Annotated in this window: 17 protein-coding genes and 1 tRNA gene; 10 read left to right on the plus strand and 8 right to left on the minus strand. The window is 72.5% G+C overall.

The window, feature by feature from the left end:
• Positions 1-66: 66 nt before the first annotated feature.
• Positions 67-888, plus strand: coding sequence for a uracil-DNA glycosylase (locus E1293_RS12160; RefSeq protein ID WP_132197044.1), 822 nt, complete (start codon positions 67-69; stop codon positions 886-888).
• On the opposite strand, the gene E1293_RS12165 is transcribed toward E1293_RS12160, so the two are convergent.
• On the minus strand, positions 885-1,538 hold the full coding sequence (locus tag E1293_RS12165; protein ID WP_132197046.1) for a DUF4232 domain-containing protein: 654 nt from the start codon (positions 1,536-1,538) through the stop codon (positions 885-887). The two genes, E1293_RS12160 and E1293_RS12165, sit on opposite strands and share 4 nt — an antisense overlap.
• A 243-nt stretch (positions 1,539-1,781) precedes the next feature.
• Between E1293_RS12165 and E1293_RS12170 the strand changes: the two genes are divergently transcribed.
• The 3 genes from E1293_RS12170 to E1293_RS12180 all read left to right on the plus strand — a co-directional run bounded on the left by E1293_RS12170 (position 1,782) and on the right by E1293_RS12180 (position 4,287).
• Entirely contained in the window at positions 1,782-3,131 is a 1,350-nt protein-coding gene (locus E1293_RS12170) for an NAD(P)/FAD-dependent oxidoreductase (protein ID WP_132197048.1), read from the plus strand.
• Between the two features lie 113 nt (positions 3,132-3,244).
• Positions 3,245-3,317 (plus strand) — tRNA-Leu (locus E1293_RS12175).
• A gap of 181 nt (positions 3,318-3,498) precedes the next feature.
• Positions 3,499-4,287 (plus strand): Bax inhibitor-1/YccA family protein, encoded by a 789-nt coding sequence (locus tag E1293_RS12180; protein WP_132197050.1) that lies wholly within the window; start codon positions 3,499-3,501, stop codon positions 4,285-4,287.
• A gap of 162 nt (positions 4,288-4,449) precedes the next feature.
• Here the strand turns inward: E1293_RS12180 and E1293_RS12185 are convergent, their stop codons facing one another.
• Positions 4,450-4,677, minus strand: coding sequence for a DUF4287 domain-containing protein (locus E1293_RS12185; protein WP_132197052.1), 228 nt, complete (start codon positions 4,675-4,677; stop codon positions 4,450-4,452).
• A gap of 195 nt (positions 4,678-4,872) precedes the next feature.
• Between E1293_RS12185 and E1293_RS12190 the strand changes: the two genes are divergently transcribed.
• Positions 4,873-7,857, plus strand: coding sequence for a BRCT domain-containing protein (locus tag E1293_RS12190; protein ID WP_132197055.1), 2,985 nt, complete (start codon positions 4,873-4,875; stop codon positions 7,855-7,857).
• Here E1293_RS12190 and E1293_RS12195 read toward each other — a convergent pair.
• Both E1293_RS12195 and E1293_RS12200 read right to left on the minus strand, forming a co-directional pair.
• Complete coding sequence (locus tag E1293_RS12195; RefSeq protein WP_132197057.1) at positions 7,854-9,077, minus strand: acetyl-CoA C-acetyltransferase; 1,224 nt, start codon at positions 9,075-9,077, stop codon at positions 7,854-7,856. The genes E1293_RS12190 and E1293_RS12195 overlap by 4 nt on opposite strands.
• Positions 9,078-9,353: 276 nt before the next feature.
• Positions 9,354-10,343 (minus strand): SGNH/GDSL hydrolase family protein, encoded by a 990-nt coding sequence (locus tag E1293_RS12200; RefSeq protein WP_132197059.1) that lies wholly within the window; start codon positions 10,341-10,343, stop codon positions 9,354-9,356.
• Positions 10,344-10,527: 184 nt separating this feature from the next.
• Between E1293_RS12200 and E1293_RS12205 the strand changes: the two genes are divergently transcribed.
• Complete coding sequence (locus tag E1293_RS12205) at positions 10,528-11,916, plus strand: cystathionine beta-synthase (RefSeq protein ID WP_132197061.1); 1,389 nt, start codon at positions 10,528-10,530, stop codon at positions 11,914-11,916.
• 200 nt (positions 11,917-12,116) lie between these two features.
• On the opposite strand, the gene E1293_RS12210 is transcribed toward E1293_RS12205, so the two are convergent.
• The gene (locus E1293_RS12210) at positions 12,117-14,276 is read right to left on the minus strand and encodes an MMPL family transporter (RefSeq protein ID WP_132197063.1); all 2,160 of its coding nucleotides are present in this window, start codon (positions 14,274-14,276) and stop codon (positions 12,117-12,119) included.
• 154 nt (positions 14,277-14,430) lie between these two features.
• Here E1293_RS12210 and E1293_RS12215 point away from each other — a divergent pair, with 154 nt between their 5' ends.
• Entirely contained in the window at positions 14,431-15,579 is a 1,149-nt protein-coding gene (locus tag E1293_RS12215; protein ID WP_132197065.1) for a cystathionine gamma-synthase, read from the plus strand.
• A 134-nt stretch (positions 15,580-15,713) separates the two neighbouring features.
• Positions 15,714-16,751 carry an alpha/beta hydrolase gene (locus E1293_RS12220; protein WP_243716182.1) on the plus strand — a complete coding sequence of 346 codons (1,038 nt, stop codon included), beginning with the start codon at positions 15,714-15,716 and terminating at the stop codon, positions 16,749-16,751.
• A gap of 32 nt (positions 16,752-16,783) precedes the next feature.
• Here E1293_RS12220 and E1293_RS12225 read toward each other — a convergent pair whose 3' ends face one another.
• The 3 genes from E1293_RS12225 to E1293_RS12235 form a co-directional block, all read right to left on the minus strand.
• On the minus strand, positions 16,784-17,344 hold the full coding sequence (locus E1293_RS12225; RefSeq protein ID WP_132197067.1) for a hypothetical protein: 561 nt from the start codon (positions 17,342-17,344) through the stop codon (positions 16,784-16,786).
• Positions 17,345-17,417: 73 nt separating this feature from the next.
• Entirely contained in the window at positions 17,418-19,481 is a 2,064-nt protein-coding gene (locus E1293_RS12230) for a vWA domain-containing protein (protein WP_132197069.1), read from the minus strand.
• A gap of 37 nt (positions 19,482-19,518) precedes the next feature.
• Positions 19,519-20,940 (minus strand): sigma 54-interacting transcriptional regulator, encoded by a 1,422-nt coding sequence (locus E1293_RS12235; RefSeq protein ID WP_132197071.1) that lies wholly within the window; start codon positions 20,938-20,940, stop codon positions 19,519-19,521.
• A gap of 155 nt (positions 20,941-21,095) precedes the next feature.
• Between E1293_RS12235 and E1293_RS12240 the strand changes: the two genes are divergently transcribed.
• Positions 21,096-22,274 carry an FIST signal transduction protein gene (locus tag E1293_RS12240; RefSeq protein ID WP_132197073.1) on the plus strand — a complete coding sequence of 393 codons (1,179 nt, stop codon included), beginning with the start codon at positions 21,096-21,098 and terminating at the stop codon, positions 22,272-22,274.
• 59 nt (positions 22,275-22,333) lie between these two features.
• Entirely contained in the window at positions 22,334-23,269 is a 936-nt protein-coding gene (locus E1293_RS12245) for an ROK family protein (protein WP_341770184.1), read from the plus strand.
• The last annotated feature ends 15 nt before the right edge of the window (positions 23,270-23,284 follow it).

The following is a 23,284-nucleotide window of genomic DNA, read 5'->3' on the forward strand; positions in this document are numbered from 1 at the left end:
GGACCCGCCTTTCACGGGCCATGGGCGGAACCCGGCCATGTCCTGTGGCGTGGGACGATCGGTGGTATGCCGTCCGCCAACGCCCCGTTCGTGCCGCCCGGCTCAGGATGGCCGGAGGACCCCGCCGTCCCCGCGACCCCCGTCGCCCGCGGCGCCGGCGAGGTCGCCGAGCTGGCCGCGAAGGCGCCCGGTCTGGACGAGCTGTGCGCCCGCCAGTCGGTGTGCCGCGCCTGCGACCGGCTCGTGGAGTGGCGGGAGAAGGTCGCCGTCCAGCGCCGCCGGGCGTTCGCCGGCGAGGAGTACTGGGGACGTCCCATCGCGGGATGGGGCGACCCGGAGCCGCGCATCCTGATCGTCGGGCTGGCCCCGGCCGCGCACGGCGGCAACCGCACCGGCCGCATCTTCACCGGCGACCGCTCGGGGGACTGGCTGTTCGCGTCCCTGCACCGGGTCGGGCTGGCCGCGCGGCCGACCAGCGTCCGCGCGGGCGACGGGCAGCGGCTGATCGGCGCGCGGATGGCGGCGACCGTCCGGTGCGCCCCGCCCGACAACAAGCCGACGCCGCTGGAGCGCACGGCCTGCCTGCCGTGGCTCGCCCGCGAGGTCGAGATGGTCGCGCCGAGCGTCGGCTGCATCGTCTGCCTCGGCGGGTTCGCCTGGCAGGGCGTGTGGCCCGCCCTCAAGCAGGCCGGTTACGAGGTGCCCCGGCCCCGGCCCAGGTTCGGGCACGGCGCCGAGGCCGAGCTGGCGCCGCCGCCCTCGGCGGCCCGGCGCGACCCGGTCCTGCTGCTGGGCTGCTACCACCCGAGCCAGCAGAACACCTTCACCGGCCGGGTCACCGAGGACATGCTGGACTCGGTCTTCATCCGCGCCCGCGACCACCGCTAGCGCGGTTCCGGGTTCGAGGTGAGCGGGGTCAGCCGGATCTGGCCGTGCTGGCAGGCGGGACCGTACTTCCACGTCGCGTCCGTCTGCTCCGTCCGGTTCGGCGGGATCACCCTCAGGACGGACGCGACGGGCTCGCAGTTGTCGCCGGTCTCGTCGCCGGCGGGCACGGCCGCCCAGTGCAGCCGCTCGTAGGCGTGGCCGCCGTTGCGGATCGTGATCGTGTGCGGCGTGCCCTCGCGGACGACCTTCGTCGGGACGGTCCCGCCGGCGCCCGCGAGCTGGAGCCCCGACCAGCCTCCGGTCGTGCAGTGCTTCCCGGACTTGTTGGTCAGCACGAGCGTCGCGTAGCGGTTCCCGGCGGCGGCGCCGAGGTCGGTGAGGGACGCGTCCAGCATCCCGGCGGTGCACTGCGGCCGCCCGGGGTTCGCGCCGCCCCCGGCGTTCGCGTTCCCGGAGCCGCCGTTCGCGCCGCCGCTCCCCGTTGCGCCGCCGGGCGAACCCGGGTTCGCGGCGGTGGACGACGTGCCGGGCGGCGTGGACGAGCCGCTCCCGCCCGCCGAGGCGGGACTCGCGTTCGAGGCCGACCCGCATCCCGCGAGCGCGGTGGCGACGGCCGCGGCGGCGAGTGTCCCCAAGATCAGTCGTGGCATGATGCCTCCCCCCAGTGATGGGTCCGACGACGAGGCAGGGCCTTGGCCGAGCGGCCGTGGAGCGGCGGACCGGCCCCTGCACCGGCCCGCCGCCGTCCCCGCGGTCGCTGGGCGCCCCCGTCCGGCCCTGACCTCGCCGTCTCCTTTCTGGTGGTACATCCCGTGAGATGCCAGATGTGGTCATGAAGTTCGCAAGTCGGGCGATGAAGTGAGCGGGCCGCGGATGCGGGTACCGCTCCCGATATGCCATCCGAGCGCACGAAACAGATCGTGATCGTCGGCGGCGGGTACGTCGGCATGTACACGGCCCTGCGGCTGCAGAAGAGGCTGCGCGGCGAGCTGCGCCGTGGCGAGGTCGCCGTCACCGTCATCGACCCCCAGTCCTACATGACCTACCAGCCGTTCCTGCCCGAGGCGGCCGCGGGAAACCTGGAACCCCGGCACGTGGTCGCCCCGCTGCGCAAGGTCCTGCATCGCTGCCAGATCCTGAACGGCTTCGTGACCCGCATCGACCACGCGTCGAAGCGGGTGACCGTCCAGCCGGCGGGATCGCGCACCGCGGGCGTCGCCGACCGGGACGTCGGCTACGACATGCTCGTGGTCGCCCTCGGCTCCATCTCGCGGACGCTGCCCATCCCCGGCCTCGCCGACTGCGGGATCGGCTTCAAGACCGTCGAAGAGGCGATCTTCCTGCGCAACCACGTCATCCACCAGCTCGACATCGCCGCGTCCAACGCGGGCGACGAGGAGGTCCGCAAACGGGCGCTCACGTTCGTGTTCGTCGGGGCCGGGTTCGCGGGCATCGAGGCCATGGCCGAACTGGAGGACATGGCCCGCGACGCCTGCAAGTGGTACCCGACCATCGACGCGCGGGAGATGCGCTGGATCATGGTCGAGGCCACCGACCGGATCCTGCCCGAGGTCGGGCCCGAGATGGGCCGCCACACCGCCGAGGCGCTCCGCCGCCGCGGCATCGAGGTCAAGATGGAGACACTGCTGAAGTCCGCCGAGAAACGGCGCATCGTGCTCAGCGACGGCGAGGAGTTCGACGCCGGCACCCTCGTCTGGACGGCCGGCGTGAAACCGCACCCCGTCGTCAAGGAAAGCGACCTCCCGCTGGACGACAAGAGCCGCATCAAGACGACCGCCGAACTCACCGTCGACGGGCTCGAAGGCGTCTACGCCGCCGGCGACAACGCGGCCGTCCCCGACCTCACCGACGCGGGCGACTTCACCGCGCCCAACGCCCAGCACGCCGTCCGGCAGGCCAAGCGGCTCGCCGACAACATCGCCGCCGACCTGCACGGCAAGCCGCGCAAACGCTACGTGCACGCCTACGTCGGCTCGGTCGCGAGCCTCGGCCTGCACAAGGGCGTCGCGAACGTCTACGGGGTGAAGCTGCGCGGGCTTCCCGCCTGGGTCATGCACCGGACCTACCACCTGTCCCGCATGCCGACCGTCAACCGCAAGTTCCGGATCACCATGGACTGGACGCTCGCGCTCTTCTTCCAGCGCGAGATCGTCTCCCTCGGCGAACTCGAATGGCCGCGCCAGGAATTCGAACTCGCCGCCGGCCGCCAGCAGGACACCTGACCGCCCGGCTTGACCGTCGGGGCCGTTCCGTTGGCCGGACCCGGCCGCCTCAGAGCCACCCCAGTGGTCCTCGGACACACCGGTGTCAGCAACTGACTCGATATGATGACGCCGCCCCTGTAGCCCAACGGCAGAGGCGGGCTCCCTAAAAGAGCCAACGTGTCGGTTCGAGTCCGACCAGGGGCACGAGGCAGCACCTCCTACTCGTTGATCTTCGATCAACTTCGCGGGCGCCCGCTGTATCTGCCCAGGGGGGCGACCCCCTGGAACCCCCCCGGGCGAGGGCTTCGCCCTCGCGGGTGCTCGCTGATCTTTCGCGGGTCGCCGCTTAGACTGGCGGTCCAGTTCGGCGGAAGTGGTGACTTCGATGGAGAGCAGGAACCCCGCGTTCCGGGGCGACACCTTCGGTCAGCGGAACGCCTACGGGACGTCCGGGTACGGGACGCATCCGTACGGTACTCCGGGACTCGCGCCGCCGGCCGCCCGGACCATGACCATGGACGACGTCGTCGTCCGGGGATTCCTGACGCTGGCCACGCTCGTGCTCACCGCGGCGCTGGCGTGGGCGCTGGTGCCCACCGACATCGCCGTCCCGGTCCTGGTCGTGGCGCTGATCGCCGAGATCGGGATCTGGGCCTTCATCTCGTTCGGCCGCAAGGCCAACGCGTCGACGGTGCTGGCGTTCGCGGCCGTCTACGGGGTCGTGGTCGGCATCATCAGCCACACCTACAACGACGTCTACAACGGGATCGTCTTCCAGGCCGTGATCGGGACCGCGCTGGCGTTCGGCGGCACGCTCGCCGTCTACGCGCTGCGCATCGTCCGGGTCACCCCGAAGTTCGCCAAGTTCGTGCTCGCCGCGGGCGCCGCGCTGATCGGGCTGATGCTCGTCAACCTGCTGGTGAGCGTCTTCGGCGGGGAGCACGGAATCGGCATCCGCGACCCCGGCAACCCGCTCGCCTACGTGTTCAGCGCCGTCGCGATCCTCGTCGGGTGCTTCTTCCTGCTGCTCGACTTCGACGCGATCGAGCGGGGCGTCCGGCAGGGCGCGCCGGAGAAGTTCGCCTGGTACTGCGCGTTCGGGCTGGTCCTCAGCCTGGTCTGGATCTACCTGGAGATCCTGCGGCTGCTCAGCTACTTCAGCGGCCGCGACTAGCGCACGCAATGATCAGCCCCGCGCCGGACGGCGTGGGGCTGATCTGTGTGGGATCTCCGCGTCAGGGTCGTGCTCGGCGGCACGACGGCGGGGGCATCCGCTGACGGGATCCCACCACGTCCATATGAAGTTCGCTCGGCGCGCCCTCTCGGGGAGGCCGCGTCAGTAGTGCCGGGCGCGGCGGGTGCGCTCGTGCTCGCGCACCAGCGCGGCCGCGTAGCCGTGAGAGAGGTTGTGCTCCTCGGCCAGCCACGTGCTGCGCTCCTCGCAGCGGGTGAACGAGGGGCCGTTCTCGATGGCGTTGAACCACTCGGGGATGTCACGTCCTGTGACTTGCGGAATACGGGCTATCAGCTTGCTGTGCGTCTCCGGCGAGTGGTTCAGTGACAATTGGCACCTCCAGGTCGCGGGGCTCTTCCTGCCGACTCTGCAACACCTCTCCGCATGTGACAACCCCCTAACGGGGACCTATCTATGACGTTACGTAGATCATCGGTAACGGGGATGATCCCCGGAAACGCGCAGGTGACCCGCGTGCCGCCGCGGGCGGGCGATTCCGGCTTCCGCTGGTAGGGTCCGGCGATCATGAAGCTGCGAGGGCGCACGGTCGTGCTGTACGGGGATTTCTGGGAGATCGAGCGCGCGTCCGCGATACGGCGGCTCCAGGCGCTCGGCGCACGGGTCGCGGCGGACGTGACCGAGCAGACCGATCTCATCTTCCTCGCCCCGCGCGAACGGGGGCCCGTTCCCCGCACCGACGCGATGCTCCGCACGCCGTACTTCGACGAGGACGCGCTGATCGGCATGCTGGAGCGGGCGGAGGGCGCCGCCGCGCCGGTGGAGGCGCCTGCCCGGCCGTTCGCGGCGGCCGCGGAGCCGGCCGGGGCGCACGGGTCCCGCGGTCTGCACGCGCTCCTGGACGGGGCGGACTGGTCGGCCTTCGTCCCCGAGCGCGACGTCCCGCCGCTGCGCGCCCGGCTGGCCGAGCTGGAGCAAGCCGAGGGCGTGACCGACGCCCACCGGCTGGCCACCCGGCGGCTGATCGAGTCCGGTGCGACGCGGCTCCTGCACCCGTACGGGCACGACACGGCCATCGTCGCCCACGCGATGAGCCCGGACGGCCGCTACCTGGCCACCGGCAGCTGGGTCGGCGACGACTACGAGGCGGGCGGCGTCCTGCAGATCTGGGAGATCGCGACCGGCCGGTGCGTCAACACCGTGCGCCGGATCGAGGGCGGCATCGGGTGGCCCGGCTACGCGCGCACGATCCAGTGGTCCGCCGACGCGTCCCGCATCGCCATGGCCCACTGCACGAACATGGTGGGCGTCTGGACGTTCGACGGCGAGCCGCTCGCCACGGTCAGCGTGTCGGACGGCAACTCGCGCCCGTCGGAGTTCGCCCTCTCGCCCGACGGGCGCGAGGTCTACTTCCACTGCGGCACCAACGGCGACGGCGGCCTCCAGGGATGCCTCGTCCCGCTGGACCGCGGCCACCTGAGCTGGCTGCCGAACCATGTGGAGACCGACCACCCGTACCTGATGGCGCGCCGCCTGCCCGAGGCGGTGCGAGAGGACTTCGCGCAGCGCGACCAGGGCGACGGCGAGTGGAAGGTCGGGCAGTGGATCGACGACCCGGTGTGGTCGCCCGACGGCACCCGGCTGTTCGGGTCCAACGCCATCAGCGTGGACACCGGGACACGCGAGGTCGCCTGGTACGCGCCGAGCAGACTCGCGCGGCTCAGCCCCGACGGCCGTGTCGTCGCCACCGTCACCCGCCGCGGCCTGTTCCTGCGCGAGGCGTCCACCGGGCGGATCCGCTGCGGCCCCTTCGCGCTCGGCGGGCCCGTCTCGCTGCACTGGGCGCCCGGCCGCGCCGTCAACCGGCTGGCCGTCCTGACGCCGCCCACCGGCACCGCCGAGACGGGAGGCGTGCACATCCTCGACGGCGACCGCCTGGTCTTCAGCGCCCAGGTCCCCCACGCGGGATGGGAGAACCGGGAGGGCGACCACAACGCCTGGGCGTGGGCGCCCGGCGGCGAACGGGCCGCCTTCCTGACCATCTCGGGGTCCGCCGAGATCTGGTCGTTCGCCGACCCGGCGAACCCCGTGCTGGTGCGGAGCGTGCTCGCCGGGGGCGCCGACACCGTGTACTGGGGCGCGGACGACACGCTGGTGGTCCTCGACGACGTGGTCATGCAGTTCGTCAAGGTCGCGACGGGCGAGGTCGTCGGCGACGTCTACTCCCTGTACGTCCCGCCGGGCCCGCGCCCGGTGGAGGACGAGGCGGCCGAGGAGTTCGAGGGGCAGATCTTCGCCCTCGGCGAGGACGACTGGGCGATGACCCTCCAGCCCGACGCCGTGATCGCGCCGGACGGACGCGAGGAGGAACTGGACGCCGTCCTCGCCTGGGGAGTCGGGCGGCGCCATGCCTGGCCGGTGCGCTGGGGTGAGCTCCGGGTACTGCCGGACGCCCTCACCGCCGCCGGCGTCCTGGACTCGGAGGACGGCGAGATCCTCCGCGAGTACCGCGAGGACCTGGAAGAGCAGGACGGGGACGGCCCCGGGGAGTGGCCGCCCCCGAACACCGCGGGCGCGGACGACCTGTTCGAGGCGGCGCGCGCTTCGCTCGCCGGCCTCGACGACCACGCCTGGGGCACGCACATCGCCGACCACCTGCGGGCCGCCGCCCGGCTGCGCGCCCGGCACGGCGAGCCCGCGGCGGCGATGGTCCTGGTCGGCGACATCCCCGAGCCGGCCGACCGGCTCGCCGCGGCGTCCGAGGTCGCCGTGATCCTGGCCCGCGCCGGGGACCCCGGTTCCGCCCGCACCGCCTTCGCCCTCGCCCAGTCGCTGTTCGCCTCGGTGGACCGGAAGATGTTCGACGCCGGCAGGTCCGCCGCGTTCGGCGCCGCCTGCCAGGCGCTGGGCGATACCGGTACCGCCGAGCAGTGGTTCCGGCACGCCCGCGCGTCCATCACCCTTGAGCCCAACCCGTGGCAGGACCACATCGCCGTCATCCATCCGATGCTGGAGTGCGGACGCGACGACCTCGTGCGCGTCCTCTTGGACGACCGTGCCGCACACCCGGACGGCGGCTTCTTCTGGGAGGCGGAGTGGCTCGTGTACCTGCTGCGCACCGGCCGCCTCGACCTCGCCCGTGAGTTCCAGAACCTTCCCGGCTGGGACGTCCCGTACGAGGCGCTGACCGTCCTCGCCGAGCAGGGACGCGCCGATCTGGTGAAGACCTGGGGAGATCACAACTGGGCGATCGGCGACGAGCTCGAAGAGCTGGCCCGCCGCGGCACGCCACCGGTCCGGCCCCCGGCGCCGGCCGACCAGGACGTCCGGGAGCTGACCGGTCAGTTCACCCGGCTCCAGGGGGTGCCGCACTCGCAGCGCCGGCAGCCGATCGTGCGGCTGATCGAGAGCGCGGCGGAGTGCGGGCACATCTCCGCCGTCCTCGACCTCCTGGAACGGCTGCCGGAGCGCGGTGACTTCAACGACCGGCCGTCGTCGGCGTTCGATGCGATCTGGCTCTACTACACCGGTTTCAACCGGCCGCCGTTCTAGGATAGGCGCTCCAGGACCATCGCCATGCCCTGGCCGCCGCCCACGCACATGGTCTCCAGCCCGAACTGCTTGTCGTGGAACTTCAGGCCGTTGAGGAGCGTGGAGGTGATGCGGGCGCCGGTCATCCCGAACGGGTGGCCGACCGCGATCGCGCCGCCGTTGACGTTCAGCTTGTCGTGGTCGATGCCGAGGTCCTCGGCGGACGGCAGCACCTGCGCGGCGAACGCCTCGTTGATCTCGACGAGGTCGATGTCGCCGATCGTCATGCCGGCCTTGGCCAGGGCCTTGCGGGACGCGTCCACCGGGCCGAGGCCCATGATCTCGGGGGAGAGCCCGGTGACGCCGGTCGACACGATCCGGGCGAGCGGCGTGATGCCGAGCTCGGCGGCCTTGGTGTCGCTCATGACGACGACCGCGGCGGCGCCGTCGTTCAGCGGGCAGCAGTTGCCGGCGGTGACCGTCCCGTCCGGCCGGAACACCGGCTGGAGCTGGGAGACCTTCTCGTAGGTCGTGCCGGGGCGGGGGCCGTCGTCCTTGGCCGCGACGGTGCCGTCCGGGAGCGTCACCGGGGTGATGTCCTTCTCCCAGAAGCCGTTGGCGAGGGCCTTCTCGGCGAGGTTCTGCGAGCGGACGCCGAACTCGTCCTGCGCCTGCCGGGACACGCCGCGCTGCCCGGCCACGTTCTCGGCGGTCTGGCCCATCGCGATGTAGATGTCGGGCAGGGCGCCGTCGTCCTCGCGCGGGTCGTGCCACACGGGCGCGCCGCCCTCGCCCGCCTTGGCGGTGCGGCCCTGCGCCTCCTCGAACTTCGGGTTCTGCGTGTCGGGCAGGCCGTCGCTGCTGCCCTTGGCGAACCGGCTGACGGTCTCGACGCCGGCCGAGACGATGACGTCGGCCTCGCCGGCCCGGATCGCGTGCAGCGCCATCCGCGTCGTCTGGAGCGAGGACGAGCAGTACCGGGTGATGGTGGCACCGGGCACGTTGTCCCAGCCCAGCAGGACCGACACGACGCGCGCCATGTTGTAGCCCTGCTCGCCGCCCGGCAGCCCGCAGCCGAGCAGCAGGTCGTCGATCTGGTCCGGGTGCAGCGCCGGGACCTTCGCCATCGCGGCGGTGATCATCTGAGCGGTCAGGTCGTCGGGCCGGATGTCCTTGAGCGACCCCTTGAAGGCGCGGCCGATCGGCGAGCGCGCGGTTGCGACGATGACTGCCTCGGGCATGGCGGGACTCCTGTTCAGCGGCCTGGACGGTGTTCACGTTACTCACCGGTCACCAGCAATCTACACGTGGGCTGAGTCCCGGCGTCCTGGTGACCGCCGCCCCATGTGCCCAGGACACCGGGCGCCGGACCCTGGAGGCGACGCCATCGGCCGGTCCGCCGCTTGCGGGGGGTGCCGGACCGGCCGGTGCGTCCGGACGGCCGGGGCCCGTCTACTGGTGACCGGGCGGGCCCCGGTCCCCCCGATCGGGCGGGCGGGGGTCAGGCGGTGCCGGAGTCAGACGGTGTCGGGGGCGGCCGGTGCGGTGGTGCCGTCGGGGCTCGGGACGCCGCGGCGCCGCAGGAGAACGGCCCAGCGGCCGCGCGGGCCCTGCGTGCTGCCGTCCTTGGTGGCGCCGGTGACCTCGGTGCCGGCCTCCTCGGCGGCCTCGGCGGCGGCCAGGGAGACGGGCAGCACGCTCTCCGCGACCTCGGGCTCCAGGCCCAGCGCCGACGCCATCGACGGCAGGATGGCGGCCGCCGCGGCGGCGTACCCGCGGGCGGACGGGTGGTAGCGGTCCTCGCTGAACATCGAGCGCGGGTCGGCGGCGAACTCGCGGCCGAGCAGGTCGCCGAGCGACACCGAGCGGGCGCCGCGCTCGACGGCGGCGATCGTCTGCGCGGCGGCGAGCTGCCGGCAGGCGCGGCGCGCGATCCAGCGGAGCGGCGGCATCAGCGGCTTGACCGAGCCGAGGTCGGGGCAGGTGCCCACCACGACCTCGCCGCCGGCCGAGCGGAGCCGCTCCACGGCGTACCCGAGATGCCGGACCGACTCGCCGGGCGGCACCCGGCCGGTCACGTCGTTGGCGCCGATCATGATGACGGCCACGTCCGGACGCGTCTGCAGGGCCCGGTCGACCTGGCCGCCGAGCGCCTGCGAGCGGGAGCCGGGCCGGGCCACGTTCGTCACCCGGACCGGGCGGTCCGCGAGCGCGGAGAGCCCGGTGGCGAGGAGCGCGGCCGGCGTCCCCTCCGGGGCGCCGGCGCCGAGCCCGGCCGCCGTGGAGTCGCCCAGCATGACCAGCGACAGCGGCGCGCCGGAGCGCGTCTCGCCGTACAGCCCGTCGGCCGCCGGCGGGTCGCCGTTCGGCGTCGCCTGGATGATCCTGCGGGCGAGCCTGGCCTCCATCACGAGCAGCCCGAACGTGATGCCGCCCAGGGCCGTGATGCCCCCTCCGCCGTAGGCGGCCGCCGAGGCGATCCGGCGCGCGGTGAATGCTCTCAACATGCGGTGCTGACCCTCCGTGATTAAGTTCCTACCCGCGCGGAGGGGGATCGATACCTGCCGGCGCCGATCTCGGCTACCGTCGAAACGGGAAACCTTCCTGACCTGCGTCCGCTCCCGCGCGTTACCGGCGGCGGAAAAGGGACGCAACGCTCAGATCAACACACTGAACGACAAGGATGTCGCGGTGCACGTACACGACTCGCTCGTCGAACTGATGGGCAACACCCCGCTCGTTCGACTGCGCAAGGTGACCGGCGGGGTGGGCGACGGCCTGCGCCCGCAGGTGTTCGCCAAGGTGGAGTACTTCAACCCCGGAGGGTCGGTGAAGGACCGCATCGCGGTCCGCATGATCGACGCCGCCGAGGAGTCCGGCGCGCTGAAGCCGGGCGGGACGATCGTGGAGCCGACGTCCGGCAACACCGGGATCGGGCTCGCCATGGTCGCGCAGGAGCGCGGCTACCGGTGCGTCTTCGTCTGCCCCGACAAGGTCGGCAAGGACAAGATCGACGTGCTGCGCGCGTACGGCGCCGAGGTCGTGGTCTGCCCGACCGCGGTGAACCCCGAGCACCCCGACTCCTACTACTCGGTGTCGGACCGGTTCGCCACCGACATCCCCGGCGCGTGGAAGCCGAACCAGTACACCAACCCGCAGAACCCGCGGTCGCACTACGAGACGACGGGCCCGGAGCTGTGGGAGCAGACCGAGGGGCGCATCACGCACTTCGTCGCGGGCATCGGCACCGGCGGCACCATCAGCGGCACCGGGAAGTACCTCAAGGAGGTCTCCGGCGGGCGCGTCCAGATCATCGGCGCCGACCCGGAGGGGTCGGTCTACTCCGGCGGCAGCGGCCGCCCCTACCTCACCGAGGGCGTCGGCGAGGACATCTGGCCCGAGACCTACGACCGCGGCATCTGCGACGACGTCATCGCGGTGTCCGACAAGGACTCCTTCCTCATGACGCGGCGGCTCGCGCGCGAGGAGGCGCTGCTCGTCGGCGGGTCCTGCGGGATGGCCGTGGTCGCCGCGCTGCGGGTCGCCGAGCGGGCCGATCCCGACGCGGTCATCGTCGTGCTGCTGCCGGACGGCGGCCGCGGCTACCTCGGCAAGATCTTCAACGACAGCTGGATGGCCGACTACGGCTTCTTCACCCCCTCCACCGAGGAGGCGAGGGTCGGCGAGGTGCTGACCAGGAAGGGCGGCACGCTGCCGGAGTTCGTCCACATCCACCCGCACGAGACCGTGCAGACGGCGATCGCCATCATGCGCGAGTACGAGGTGTCGCAGCTGCCCGTCATGAAGGAGGAGCCGCCGGTCATGGCGGCCGAGGTGGTCGGCTCGGTGGGCGAGACCGACCTGCTCGACATCATGGTGAAGGGCCAGGCCAAGATGACCGAGTCCGTCGAGTCGCACATGTCGGCGCCGCTGCCGACGCTCGGCTCCGGTGAGCCGGTCAGCAAGGCCGTCGGCGTCCTGGAGAAGTCGGGCGCGGCGGTCGTCCTCGTGGACGGCAAGCCCAAGGGCCTGATCACCCGCCAGGACCTGCTCGCCTTCCTCTCCGACTCCGGCACCTGATCTCCGGGCCCGACCTGACGGGGACATGAGAAGAGCGCCCGGAGATCGCGATGATCTCCGGGCGCTCTTCTCATTCCCCGCGATGCGGGGGACGAGCCCCCGCACCCCCCCGATCGGGTGGGTGTCGGGTTGCGGAGCCCGGCCGGTGGGCGGCGTAATGGGCCGGGATCCGCAACCCGACGTCTTCGGGACGCCGCGGTCTAGCCGCGGTATCCGGTCGGGACGAAGTCCTCCCGGGTGTCGCCCGGCCGGACCTCCTTCTTCGGCTCGTCGCCGTGGCCCGGCCACCAGGCCTTGTGGCCCAGCATCGCGGTGAGGCCCGGCACCAGGAACGTCGACATGACGAAGGCCGACAGTGCGATGCCGATCGCGACGGAGAAGCCCATCTGCTTGAGCATGGACACCGGCGCGAGCATCATCACCGAGAAGGTGCCGGCCAGGATGAGGCCCGCCGCGGCGACCGTCGGGCCGCCGTGCTGGACGGCCAGGGCCGCGGCCCGGCGCGGGTCGTGCCCCTCCTTGGCCTCCTCGCGCAGCCGCGCGGTCATCAGGATGTTGTAGTCGGTCCCGATGGCCAGCACGAACAGGTAGAGGATGATCGGCAACTGGAAGGTGACGCCCGCTTCGCCCATCCCGCCCTGGAAGACGTACACCGCGGAGCCGAGCGTCGCGGCGAATCCCAGCAGGACCGACACCACCAGGTAGAGCGGTGCGACCACCGACCGCAGCAGCAGCGCCAGGATGATCGCGATCAGCACCGCCGCCACCGGCAGGATCACCGACAGGTCGCGGTTGTTGACCGCGTTGATGTCGGAGAAGATCGCCGTCGGGCCGCCGACGTAGGCGCGGGTGCCGTCCGGTGCCGCCTTGTGCACGGCGGGCCCCAGGTCGTCCTTGACCAGGCTGATCGCGTCGTTGGACATGGGGTTGGTCTTCAGTACCAGGTCGACCCGGGCCACGGACTTGTCCTGGCCGGGGATGGCCTTCTGCACCTGGCCGACGCCGGGCGCGGTCTTGGCGGCCTGGCTGAACTCGGCGAGTTGCCGCGGCGAGACCGGCTGGCCGTTCTCGCTCTTGATGAACACCTGGACCGGGGTGGTCAGGCCGGGCGGGAAGCCCTTCTCCATGTCCTTGGTCGCCTGGGCGGACTCGGTGTCCTGCGGGAAGCCGGCGGCGAAGTCGTAGTCGGCCTTGAACCCGAGGGCGCCGAGCGCCAGCACGACCAGCACGAGGCCGGACGCGGCGGCGGCGAGCGCCGGGCGCTTGCCGACGCCCCGGCCGATGGCCGCGGAGACCGTCCCCTTCGGCTCCTTCTTCCACGCCTTGGACGGCCAGAACACGGCGGTGCCGAGCAGCGACACGAGCGCCGGCATCAGCGTCAGCGAGGTGATGCCCATGACGATGACGGCGATGGCGAGGGACGGGCCCCAGGCGCTGAACACGCCGAACGTCGCGAGCAGCAGCACCAGGAACGTGACGGCGATGGCGGCGGCGGCCGAGGAGATGACCTCGCCGACCCGCTCCACCGCGGTGATCATCGCGGTCTTCTTGTCGTCGCCGGCCCGCAACCGCTCCCGGAACCGGAACATCAGGAACAGGTAGTAGTCCGCGCCGATGCCGAAGAGCACGATCAGGATGATCGTACTGAGACTGTCGTCACCGGAGAAGCCGAAGATCTTCGAGGCGGTGCCGATCAATCCCATCGAGACCTGCAGGGTCACCATGATCACGATGATCGGCAGCACCGCCGCCAGCGGGGCCCGGAAGATCAGCAGGATCAGGCCGATGATCAGCACGAAGGTGGCGATGCCGACGATCTCGAAGGACTTGTTGAACGAGTCCTCGTTGTCGACGAAGTTCGCGACGTCACCGCCGACCTTGGCCTCCAGGCCGCTGCCCTTCAGCAGCGTGGGCAAGTCCTTGCGGATCTGCTTGACCGCGTCGCCCTGCTTCTCGCTGTCGTCCATGCTGGTGCCCTTCATGGGCACCGTGACCACTTGGACGGCCTTGTTGGGCGCCACGGCCTGCGGACCGGTGGCGACGGCCAGCACCGTCGGCGGCTTGTGGGCGTTGAGGGACTTGGCGGCCTCGTTCACCTTCGCGGTGTCCTGGGCCGTCAGCGGCTTCCCGTCGGACCGTTTCACGACGATCAGCGAGGAGGTGTCCTCCTGCTGCGGGAAAGCCTTCTCGGCGATCTGCATCGCCTGCACCGACTCGTACTTGGAGGGCAGGAAGTCGCCCTGGTCGGACTCGGTGGTGAGCTTGGGGGAGAAGGCGATGATGAGCACCGCGGCGACGAGCCACGCCACGATGGTCCACCACGGGTGTCTCACGACGAAGCGCGCGAGCCGAGCGAACATGGGACTTCCTCAGATCAATGTCGTAGGGATACCTGTAAAACGGTAGAGAACGTCCGGCCCTTTGGGGTCACCCGCAGCGCTGAATTGGGGGGTGATACCTCCGGGGGAGACTCTCCTCCTCTAGGAGGGGCGGCGAGTGGATAGCCTCGTACCCATGGACAACGAGGTTCAGCAGGGGTTCGAGACCCTGGCCATCCACGCCGGGCAGGAGGCCGACCCCGCCACCGGTGCGGTCGTTCCGCCGATCTACCAGGTCTCGACCTATAAGCAGGACGGCATCGGGGGGCTGCGCGGCGGCTACGAGTACTCCCGGTCGGCCAACCCGACCCGTACCGCGCTGGAAGTATGCCTGGCCGAGACCGAGGGCGGCGCACGCGGCCTCGCGTTCGCGTCGGGACTGGCGGCCGAGGACGCGCTGCTGCGGGCCGTCTGCCGGCCCGGCGACCACGTCGTCATCCCGAACGACGCCTACGGCGGCACGTACCGGCTGTTCGCGAAGGTCGCCGAGCCGTGGGGCGTTGCGTTCGATCCGGTGCCGCTCGGGGACATCGGCGCGGTGCGGGCCGCGGTCCGCCCCGACACGAAGATCATCTGGGTGGAGACGCCGACGAACCCGCTGCTCGGCATCGCCGACATCGCCGCGCTCGCCGCCGTCGCCCGGGACGCGGGCGCCCTCCTGGTCGTCGACAACACCTTCGCCTCGCCCTACCTGCAGCGCCCCCTGGACCTCGGCGCGGACGTCGTCGTCCACTCGACGACCAAGTACATGGGCGGGCACTCCGACGTGGTCGGCGGCGCGCTGATCGCCGCGGACGCGGGCCTGGGGGAGCGGCTGGCGTTCCACCAGAACGCGATGGGCGCCGTCGCGGGCCCGTTCGACGCGTGGCTCACCCTGCGCGGGATCAAGACGCTCGGCGTGCGGATGGACCGGCACTGCGCCAACGCCGAGCGGGTCGTGGAGATGCTGACCCGGCACCCGGCCGTCCGGCAGGTCCTCTATCCGGGGCTCCCCGAGCACCCCGGGCACGATGTCGCCGCCAAGCAGATGAAGGGGTTCGGCGGCATGGTGTCGTTCCGGATGGAGTCCGAGGAGGCCGCCGTCGGCGTCTGCGAGCGGACGAAGCTGTTCACGCTCGGCGAGTCGCTCGGCGGCGTCGAGTCGCTGATCGAGCACCCGGGCCGGATGACGCACGCCTCGGCGGCCGGTTCGCCGCTGGAGGTGCCCGCCGACCTGGTGCGGCTCTCGGTCGGCATCGAGGACGCCGCCGACCTGCTCCGCGATCTCGACCAGGCGCTTTCCTGAGAATCAGCTGACCATTCCCCACCCGAGTTGATCAAAACATCTATACTCGGCGCGCCAGGTTCGTAAAGAAGGGGCCAGGGGTGCGCAAAGTACTCGTGTGTGGGGCGGCGTTCGCCGCGACGTGTGTGTCCGCCGTGGCGGTTCCCGTAGGGGCCCAGGCCAACACGCCGACGCCGACGCCGCCCGCGTCCGTTCCGTCGGCGCCGGCCGGGGAGACCGGCCCGCCCGGCGGACCGGAGACCGGGACCCCCGGTACCGGGTCGCCGTCGGCGTCGTCCACGACGGCGCCCGAGAACGGCCCGGCCGCCGCCGACGGCGAGCCCGACGGCACCGTCACGGCCCACGCCGTCATGGTCACACCGCGGCTGCCGCGGTTCCGCACCTACGCCTACGGCAAGGCGTCCGCGCAGAAGATCGACGCCTACTGGCGCAAGGCGGGGCCGCGGGCCACGCCGCGCCCCGCGGTGCTGCTCCTGCACGGCGGCTACTGGCTCGGCGGCGACAAGGCCGGCGGCTGGAAGTACTTCGCGCGGCGGCTCACCGAGGAGGGCTTCGTCGTCCTGTCGGCGAACTACCGGCTCGCGCCGCGCGCGCAGTGGCCCGCCCAGCGCGACGACGCGCTGTCCGCCCTCGACTTCATCAAGAAGAACGCCCGGCTGTGGAACGTCGACCCGGACCGCGTCGCGGTGCTCGGCTCGTCGGCCGGCGGGCACCTCGCGACCCAGCTCGGCGCGCTCGGGACGGGCACCCGGCAGGTCCGCGGCGTGATCGCCCTGTCGCCGCCGAACAACCCGTTCCTGGCCTTCAAGGACGGTGCGGTGCCGGGCGCCGGCCCCCGGGAGCAGAGGCTGCGGCAGGCCGTGGTCGACCTCGTCCACTGCAGGCCCGGCACCGCCGCGGCCGCCGCCTGCTGGACGGTGCTGGACGACGCCAGCACCGTCACGCACGTCTCCGCCGGCGACGCGCCGATGCTGCTGATGCACGCCACCGGCGACTTCGTACCGGTCGCCCAGAGCACCGGGCTGGCGAGCGCGCTGCGCGGTGCGGGCGTCCAGGCGACGGTGAAGACCGTCAAGGGCGACTTCCACGCCGCGGAGATGCTGGAGGACGAGAACACCTACCCGACGATCGTGGCCTGGCTGAAGAAGCACCTGAAGCAGGCCCCGAAGTAGCAGGCCCCGAAGTAGCGGTGCGCCGGCAGCGGTCAGCCGTTCCAGACCATCAGCACGAGGATCACCAGCCAGAGCAGCGCGACGACGCCGGACATGGCGGCCAGCCGGCCGCGCTCGACCTCGGCGACCTCACCGTCCGCGGCGGTGGGCTCGGCGGTCGTGACGGGCTCCGCACCGGCTTCGTCCTTCTCGTCCCCGTCCCCGTCCCCGTCCTTGTCCTTGTCCTTGTCCTTCGCCGCCGGGGCCGGGACGACCTCGCGCCGTTCCGCCGCCGCGACCTCCAGCAGGTGCGCGGCCTTCCGCTGGTCGCGCTCGACGATCAGCAGCAGCACCAGCGCGACGACGAACAGCGTCATCGACACCGTCAGCCACACCTGGTCGAACTCGCCCTGGGCGAGGCCGAGCCCGAACAGGAAGATGCCGAGCGTGGCGACGCCGTAGATCTGGGTCGTGCGGTGCAGGTACCGCACCACGACCACGTTGCGCTTGCGGATGTAGCGGGGCGTGGACATGGTCGCGGCCGTCAGCGGCCCCAGCGTGAAGATCGCGAACCCGATGTGCAGGAAGAGCAGGATGCGGTCGGAAGTCGACATGAGCCGACCCTAGCCCGTACTTCCGGGGGGTGCGGAGGGTCGTCCCCCCACGATGACCGGCTTTTCGCGAGGCTCAGCGGCGGCCGCGGCGGACTCTCAGGTAGTCGCTCACGACGTACTCGCCCAGCCGCTCGGCGTCGGGCGCGAAGACCCGGCCGCCGTTGCGCCGCGCGACCTCCTCCACGAACGACACGAGCCGCCGGTCCTCGGCGAGCATGAAGAAGTTCATGCAGGCGCCGCGCCGCGTCATCTTGTCGACCTCGGCGAGGGTGAGGACGAGCGTGTCGGTGGACGGCGGGTAGTCGAACAGCGAGCGGCCGTCCGGGCGCAGGTGCGCGGTCGGCTCCCCGTCGGTGACGACGAGGACGATCGGCTCGAAGTCGGGATGCCGGTCCAGGTGCCGTCCGGCGATCATCAGCGCGTGGTGCAGGTTGGTGCCCTGCACCATGTCCCAGTCGAGGCCCGCCATCTCCGTCGGGTGCAGCACCCGCGCGTAGTTGGAGAACCCGATGATCTGGATCGCGTCCTGCGGGAACTTGCTGGTGACGAGCGTGTGCAGGGCGAGCGTCGTCTGCTTGGCGACCGCCCACGTCCCGCGCAGCACCATCGAGTAGGACAGGTCGACCAGGAGGCAGACGGCGGCGCCGGTGCGGCGCTCGGTCTCGTGCACCTCGAAGTCGTCCACGCCCAGCCGCACCCCGCCGGGCTTCCCGCCGTTCGGCCGCGAGCCGTTGCCGTTGATCTCGATGACGTCGGCGGTGCTCGGCTCCACGACCTTCGCGGTCGCCTGGCGCGGGACGAGCCCGGGGGACGCGTCCATCGCGCTGCGGCGGATCGCGTTGCTCACCGTCCGGACGACGTCCAGGGGCTGCTCGTCGCCGAACCGCCACTCGCGGCTCGCACCGGTCAGCTCGCCGGCCTGGCCCGCGTCCCGCTGGTCGTGGTCGCCCTGCCGGCCGGACGTCAGCTGGGAGAAGACCCGGCGCAGCGCCGTCTCGCCGAGCCGCCGCACCGCCTTCGGGGTCAGCTCCAGCTTGCCGCGGTTGCGCCGCAGGTAGCCCTGCCGCTCCAGCTCCTTCTCGATGCGGCGCAGCGCGTCCAGGTCGTCGACGGCCTGCCGGCCGAGCGCCCGCCGGACGGCGTCCTCGTCGATGTCGTCGAGCCGCGCGCCCGGGTAGTCCTGCCCGAGGGCGGCCTCCAGCTCGCTGAGGTCGGCCAGCTCCGCGAGCGCGGTGGTGGCGTCGCCCACGCCGAGCGGGTTCTCGCCGGTCATCTGCTCGGACTGGCCCCAGCCGAGGTCGGGGCGGCGGGAGCGCAGCGCGTCGCCGAGCCGCGTCATCTCCATGGCGAGGCCGGCGTCCTGCATGGCCTGGTCCATCAGCCCGGCCAGCTCGGCGCGCTGCTCGGGGCTGAGCGAGGCGAGCAGCCGGTCCATCGCGGCGGCCCGGCGGGCGAGCGCGTCGACGAGCTCGTCGAGGTTCTGCGGATCGTCGGGGAACATGTCCCCGTACTCCTGCATGAACCGGTCGAAGTCCTCCTGGGTGTGCTCGCCGCGCGCGTCCCGCTCCAGCATCTCGTTGAGCGCGGCCATCATGTCCTTGACCCGCTCCATCGCGGCCGGGTCCTGGCTCTCCAGGGCCTGCTTCATGCCCTGGAACTGCGCGTCGAGGACCTCGCGGCGCAGCAGGTCCTTCAGCTGCTCGAAGGTGCGGCGGGCCGCGTCGGAGCGCCATTCGTAGTCCGACAGCCGGCGGATCGCCTGCGAGGTGTCGGGCGGCAGCGTGTCCAGCTCCGCCTCGCGCAGCCGCGCGTCGTCGCTCGGGTCCGGGAACAGCTCGGCGCGCTCCTGCCCGATCGCGGTGTCGAGCAGCGCGCGGGCCTGCTCCAGCGTCCCGTCGAGGCGGCCCCGGTCGCGCAGCGCGCGGCGCCGCTCGCGCACCTGGCGGAGCATGTCGTCGAGCCCGCGCCGGTTCTCCGCGTTCGGCAGGCCGCGCCGCAGCAGCTCGCGGAGCGCGTCGTCGGGGCGGGTGCCGTCCAGCACCGAGTCGCCCATGGCTTCCAGCGCGTCGCGGACGTCGTAGGGCGGGGCGAGCGGGTCGGGCCCGTCCTCGTAGGCGCCGTAGCGGTACCGGCTCATCGAACCTCCTTGCGCCCGGAGACCTCGGTTTCCGGCGTCACGTCCGGTACGTGGCCGTCCCGTCGGAGCGTCCCTCGGTGGCGTCCTTGGAGAGCCGCCGGGTGAGGAACAGGCCCTCCAGGGCGAACTCCAGCGCGGCCGCGGCCTGTCCCGGGGACTCCCCGCTCATGCCGAGCCGTTCCATGATCTTGGCGAGGCCGGGGACCTGGCCGATGCGGCGCAGCAGCTCCGCGGCGGGCACCAGCTCGCCCGACTCGACGCTGTCCCCGGAGTCGAACTTGTCGAGCAGCCCGTTCAGGTCGGCGGCGCCCAGCGTCCGCCGGTAGGTCTCGGCGACCGCGCGGCGCAGCAGGTGCTCCAGCACCTCCTGCTCGCGGCCCTCCTCGCTGACCTCGAACTCCACCTTGCCCATCAGCGACGGCACGACGGCGGGCAGGTCGCAGATCCGCGCGACGGCGCGCTCCTCCCCGGCGAGCGCCGCCCGCCGCACCGCGCCCGCCGCGACGGTCTCGGCGCCGGCGAGCGCGAACCGCGCGGACACGCCGGAGCGCGCGTCCACCGCCGTCGACTCCCGGACGAGCCGGGTGAACCGCCCGATGATCTCGACCAGGTGGTCGGGCACCTCGGCGGGCAGCCCGGCGAGGTCGGCGAAGTCGCTCTCCTGCCGGATCAGCGCCAGCTCGGCGTCCAGTTCGAGGGGGTAGTGGGTGCGGATCTCGGCGCCGAAGCGGTCCTTCAGCGGGGTGATGATCCGGCCGCGGTTGGTGTAGTCCTCGGGGTTGGCGGACGCGATGAGCAGCACGTCCAGCGGCAGCCGCAGCGCGTAGCCGCGAATCTGGACGTCGCGCTCCTCCAGCACGTTGAGCAGCGACACCTGGATGCGCTCGGCGAGGTCGGGCAGTTCGTTGATGGAGAAGACGCCGCGGTTGGTGCGCGGGACCAGCCCGAAGTGGACGGTCTCGGGGTCGCCGAGCGTGCGGCCCTCCGCCACCTTGATCGGGTCGACGTCGCCGATGAGGTCGCCGACGCTGGTGTCGGGGGTGGCGAGCTTCTCGCCGTACCGCTCGTCGCGGTGCTTCCACTCGACCGGCAGCTCGCCGCCCAGTTCGGCGGCCAGCCTGCGGCACCGCACGCACACCGGCGCGTACGGGTGGTCGTTGATCTCGCAGCCCGCGACCACCGGCGTCCACTCGTCCAGCAGCCCGGCCAGGGTGCGGATCAGCCGCGTCTTGCCCTGCCCGCGCTCGCCCAGCAGCACCAGGTCGTGCCCGGCGAGCAGGGCCCGCTCCAGGTGGGGGAGGACGGTGTCGTCGAACCCGAGGATGCCGGGGAACCGAGGCTCCCCGGAGCGCAGCCGGTCGAGCAGGTTGCGGCGGATCTCGGCCTTGACGGGAAGCTGGACGTGACCGCTGTTGCGCAGCTCGTCCAGAGTGGATTCGCGTGGTGTGGATGAACGCACGCGATCGACACTACGTCGCCGGTGCGCGGAATCGCACCCCCGCCGGGGATTCGCCCGGCGTGCCCCGGCCCGCCGGTGTTTGGGTGGAGGGCGTGCGGCGGGGGAGACTGACGGTGTGAACCGATTGGGCGAACAGAGTGGGGGAGGCGGCGCCGATGGCGCGATTCGGTGATGGCCTGGCCCTCGGACCCGACCTGTCCAGCGCCGCCGCGGCGGCGGTCGAGCAGGCGCTCGCGCCGCTCAGCGCGGCGCCCGACCTGGTGTGCGTGTTCGTCACGGGGGACGACCCCGACGAGGTCGAGGAGGCGGCGGTGGCCGCGGAGCAGGCGGCCGGGCCCGCGCTGCTGCTCGGCTGCAGCGCGTCGGGGGTGATCGGCGCCGGGCGCGGCGTGGAGGAGCGCGGCGCGGTCAGCGCGTGGGCGGCGGTGCTGCCCGGCGCGCGGCTGGACGCGTTCCGGCTGGAGACCCTCAAGGGCGACGACCGGCTCATCGTGGTCGGGATGCCCGAGGGGCAGGTCGACGACGTGGTCGGCGTGCTGCTGGCCGACCCCTACAGCTTCCCGGTGGACGCGTTCGTGGAGCGCTCCGACGACGCGCTGCCCGGGCTGCCGCTGGTCGGCGGGCTCGCCGAGGGCAGCGGGCTCGGCGAGACCGGGCACGGCGAGGTACGGCTGTTCGTCGGCGGCGAGGTGTACCGGGACGGCGCGGTCGGCGTGGTGATCGGCGGGGACGTCGCCGCCGCCACGGTGGTCAGCCAGGGCGCCCGCCCGATCGGCCCCGACATGGTGGTCACCAAGGCCGAGGAGAACGTCCTGTACGAGCTGGCCGGCGCGCCCGCGCTGGAGAAGCTGGAGCAGATCGTCGTCGAGCTGCCGGAGGAGGAGCAGGAGCTCGCGGGGCGCGGCCTGCTGATCGGCGTCGCGATGGACGAGTACGCCGACGTGCACGAGCACGGCGACTTCCTCGTCCGGGGCGTGGTCGGCGCCGACACCGACACCGGCGCCATCGCGATCGGCGACGTGGTGGACGTGGGGCGCACCGTCCGGTTCCAGGTCCGGGACGCGGGCGCCGCCGAGGAGGACCTCGCCGCCCTCCTGGAGCGGTTCGACCTGGCACCGGTCGAGGGCGCGCTGCTGTTCTCCTGCAACGGGCGCGGTCAGGCGATGTTCCCCGACTCCGACCACGACGCGAAGGTCCTCGACCGCGCGTTCGGCCCCGCCGGGGTGGGCGGGTTCTTCGCCGCCGGTGAGATCGGGCCGGTCGCGGGACGCAACCACGTGCACGGCTTCACCGCGTCGATCCTGGCTTTCGGCAGGGCGGAGGACACGGCTTGAGCGAAGCGAACCGGGGGGCGCGGGGGGTCGTCCCCCCGCAAGAGACACGCTTGAGCGTCGTGCTCGCAGTGGACATCGGCGGCACGAAGCTGGCCGCCGCGCTGGTCGAACCCGATGGACGCGTCGTCGTCCAGGACCGTGCCCCCACCCCGAACGCGCCCGGCGTGGACGGCGAGGAGCTGTGGCAGGCGCTGGAGGCGCTGCTCGGCAAGCTCGTCGCCGACGCGGGCGGCCCGCCGCTCGCGGGCGTCGGCGTCGGCTGCGGCGGGCCGATGACCTGGCCGGCCGCCGAGGTGTCCCCGCTGAACATCCCGGCGTGGCGGGGCTTCCCGCTGCGCGAGCGACTTCGCGACCGGTATCCCGGCCTGCCCGTCCGGATCCACAACGACGCGATCTGCGTCGCGATCGGCGAGCACTGGCTCGGCGCCGGGCGCGGGCACGGCAACGTCCTCGGCATGGTGGTGTCGACGGGGGTCGGCGGCGGGCTCATCCTCGGCGGGCGCCTGGTGAACGGCGCCAGCGGCAACGCCGGGCACATCGGGCACATCATCGTCGACCCGGGCGGCCCGCCCTGCGAATGCGGAGGACGCGGCTGCCTGGAGGCGGTCGCGCGCGGCCCCGGGCTCGTGGCGTGGGCGCGGGAGCAGGGCTGGCGGCCGGGGAGCCGGGACGCCACCGGCGTCGAGCTGGCCGCCGACGCCCGCGGCGCGGACCCGGTCGCGGGCGCGGCGATGCGCCGGGCGGGCCGCGCCATCGGCATCGCGATCGCGTCCGCGACGCACCTGTGCGACCTGGAGGTCGTGGCGATCGGAGGCGGCCTGTCGCAGGCGGGGCCGCTGCTCTTCGACCCCCTGGCGGACGCGTTCCGGACGCACGCCCGGATGGAGTTCGCGCGCCGCGTCCGGATCGTCCCGGCCGAGCTCGGCCAGACCGCCGGGCTCGTCGGCGCCGCCGCCCTGGTCTACGCACAAGATCGCTATTGGAGTGCGGGCTGAGCGGGGCGGGTGCGA

This window comes from Actinomadura darangshiensis, from assembly GCF_004349235.1.
Taxonomy (GTDB): Bacteria; Actinomycetota; Actinomycetes; order Streptosporangiales; family Streptosporangiaceae; genus Spirillospora; species Spirillospora darangshiensis.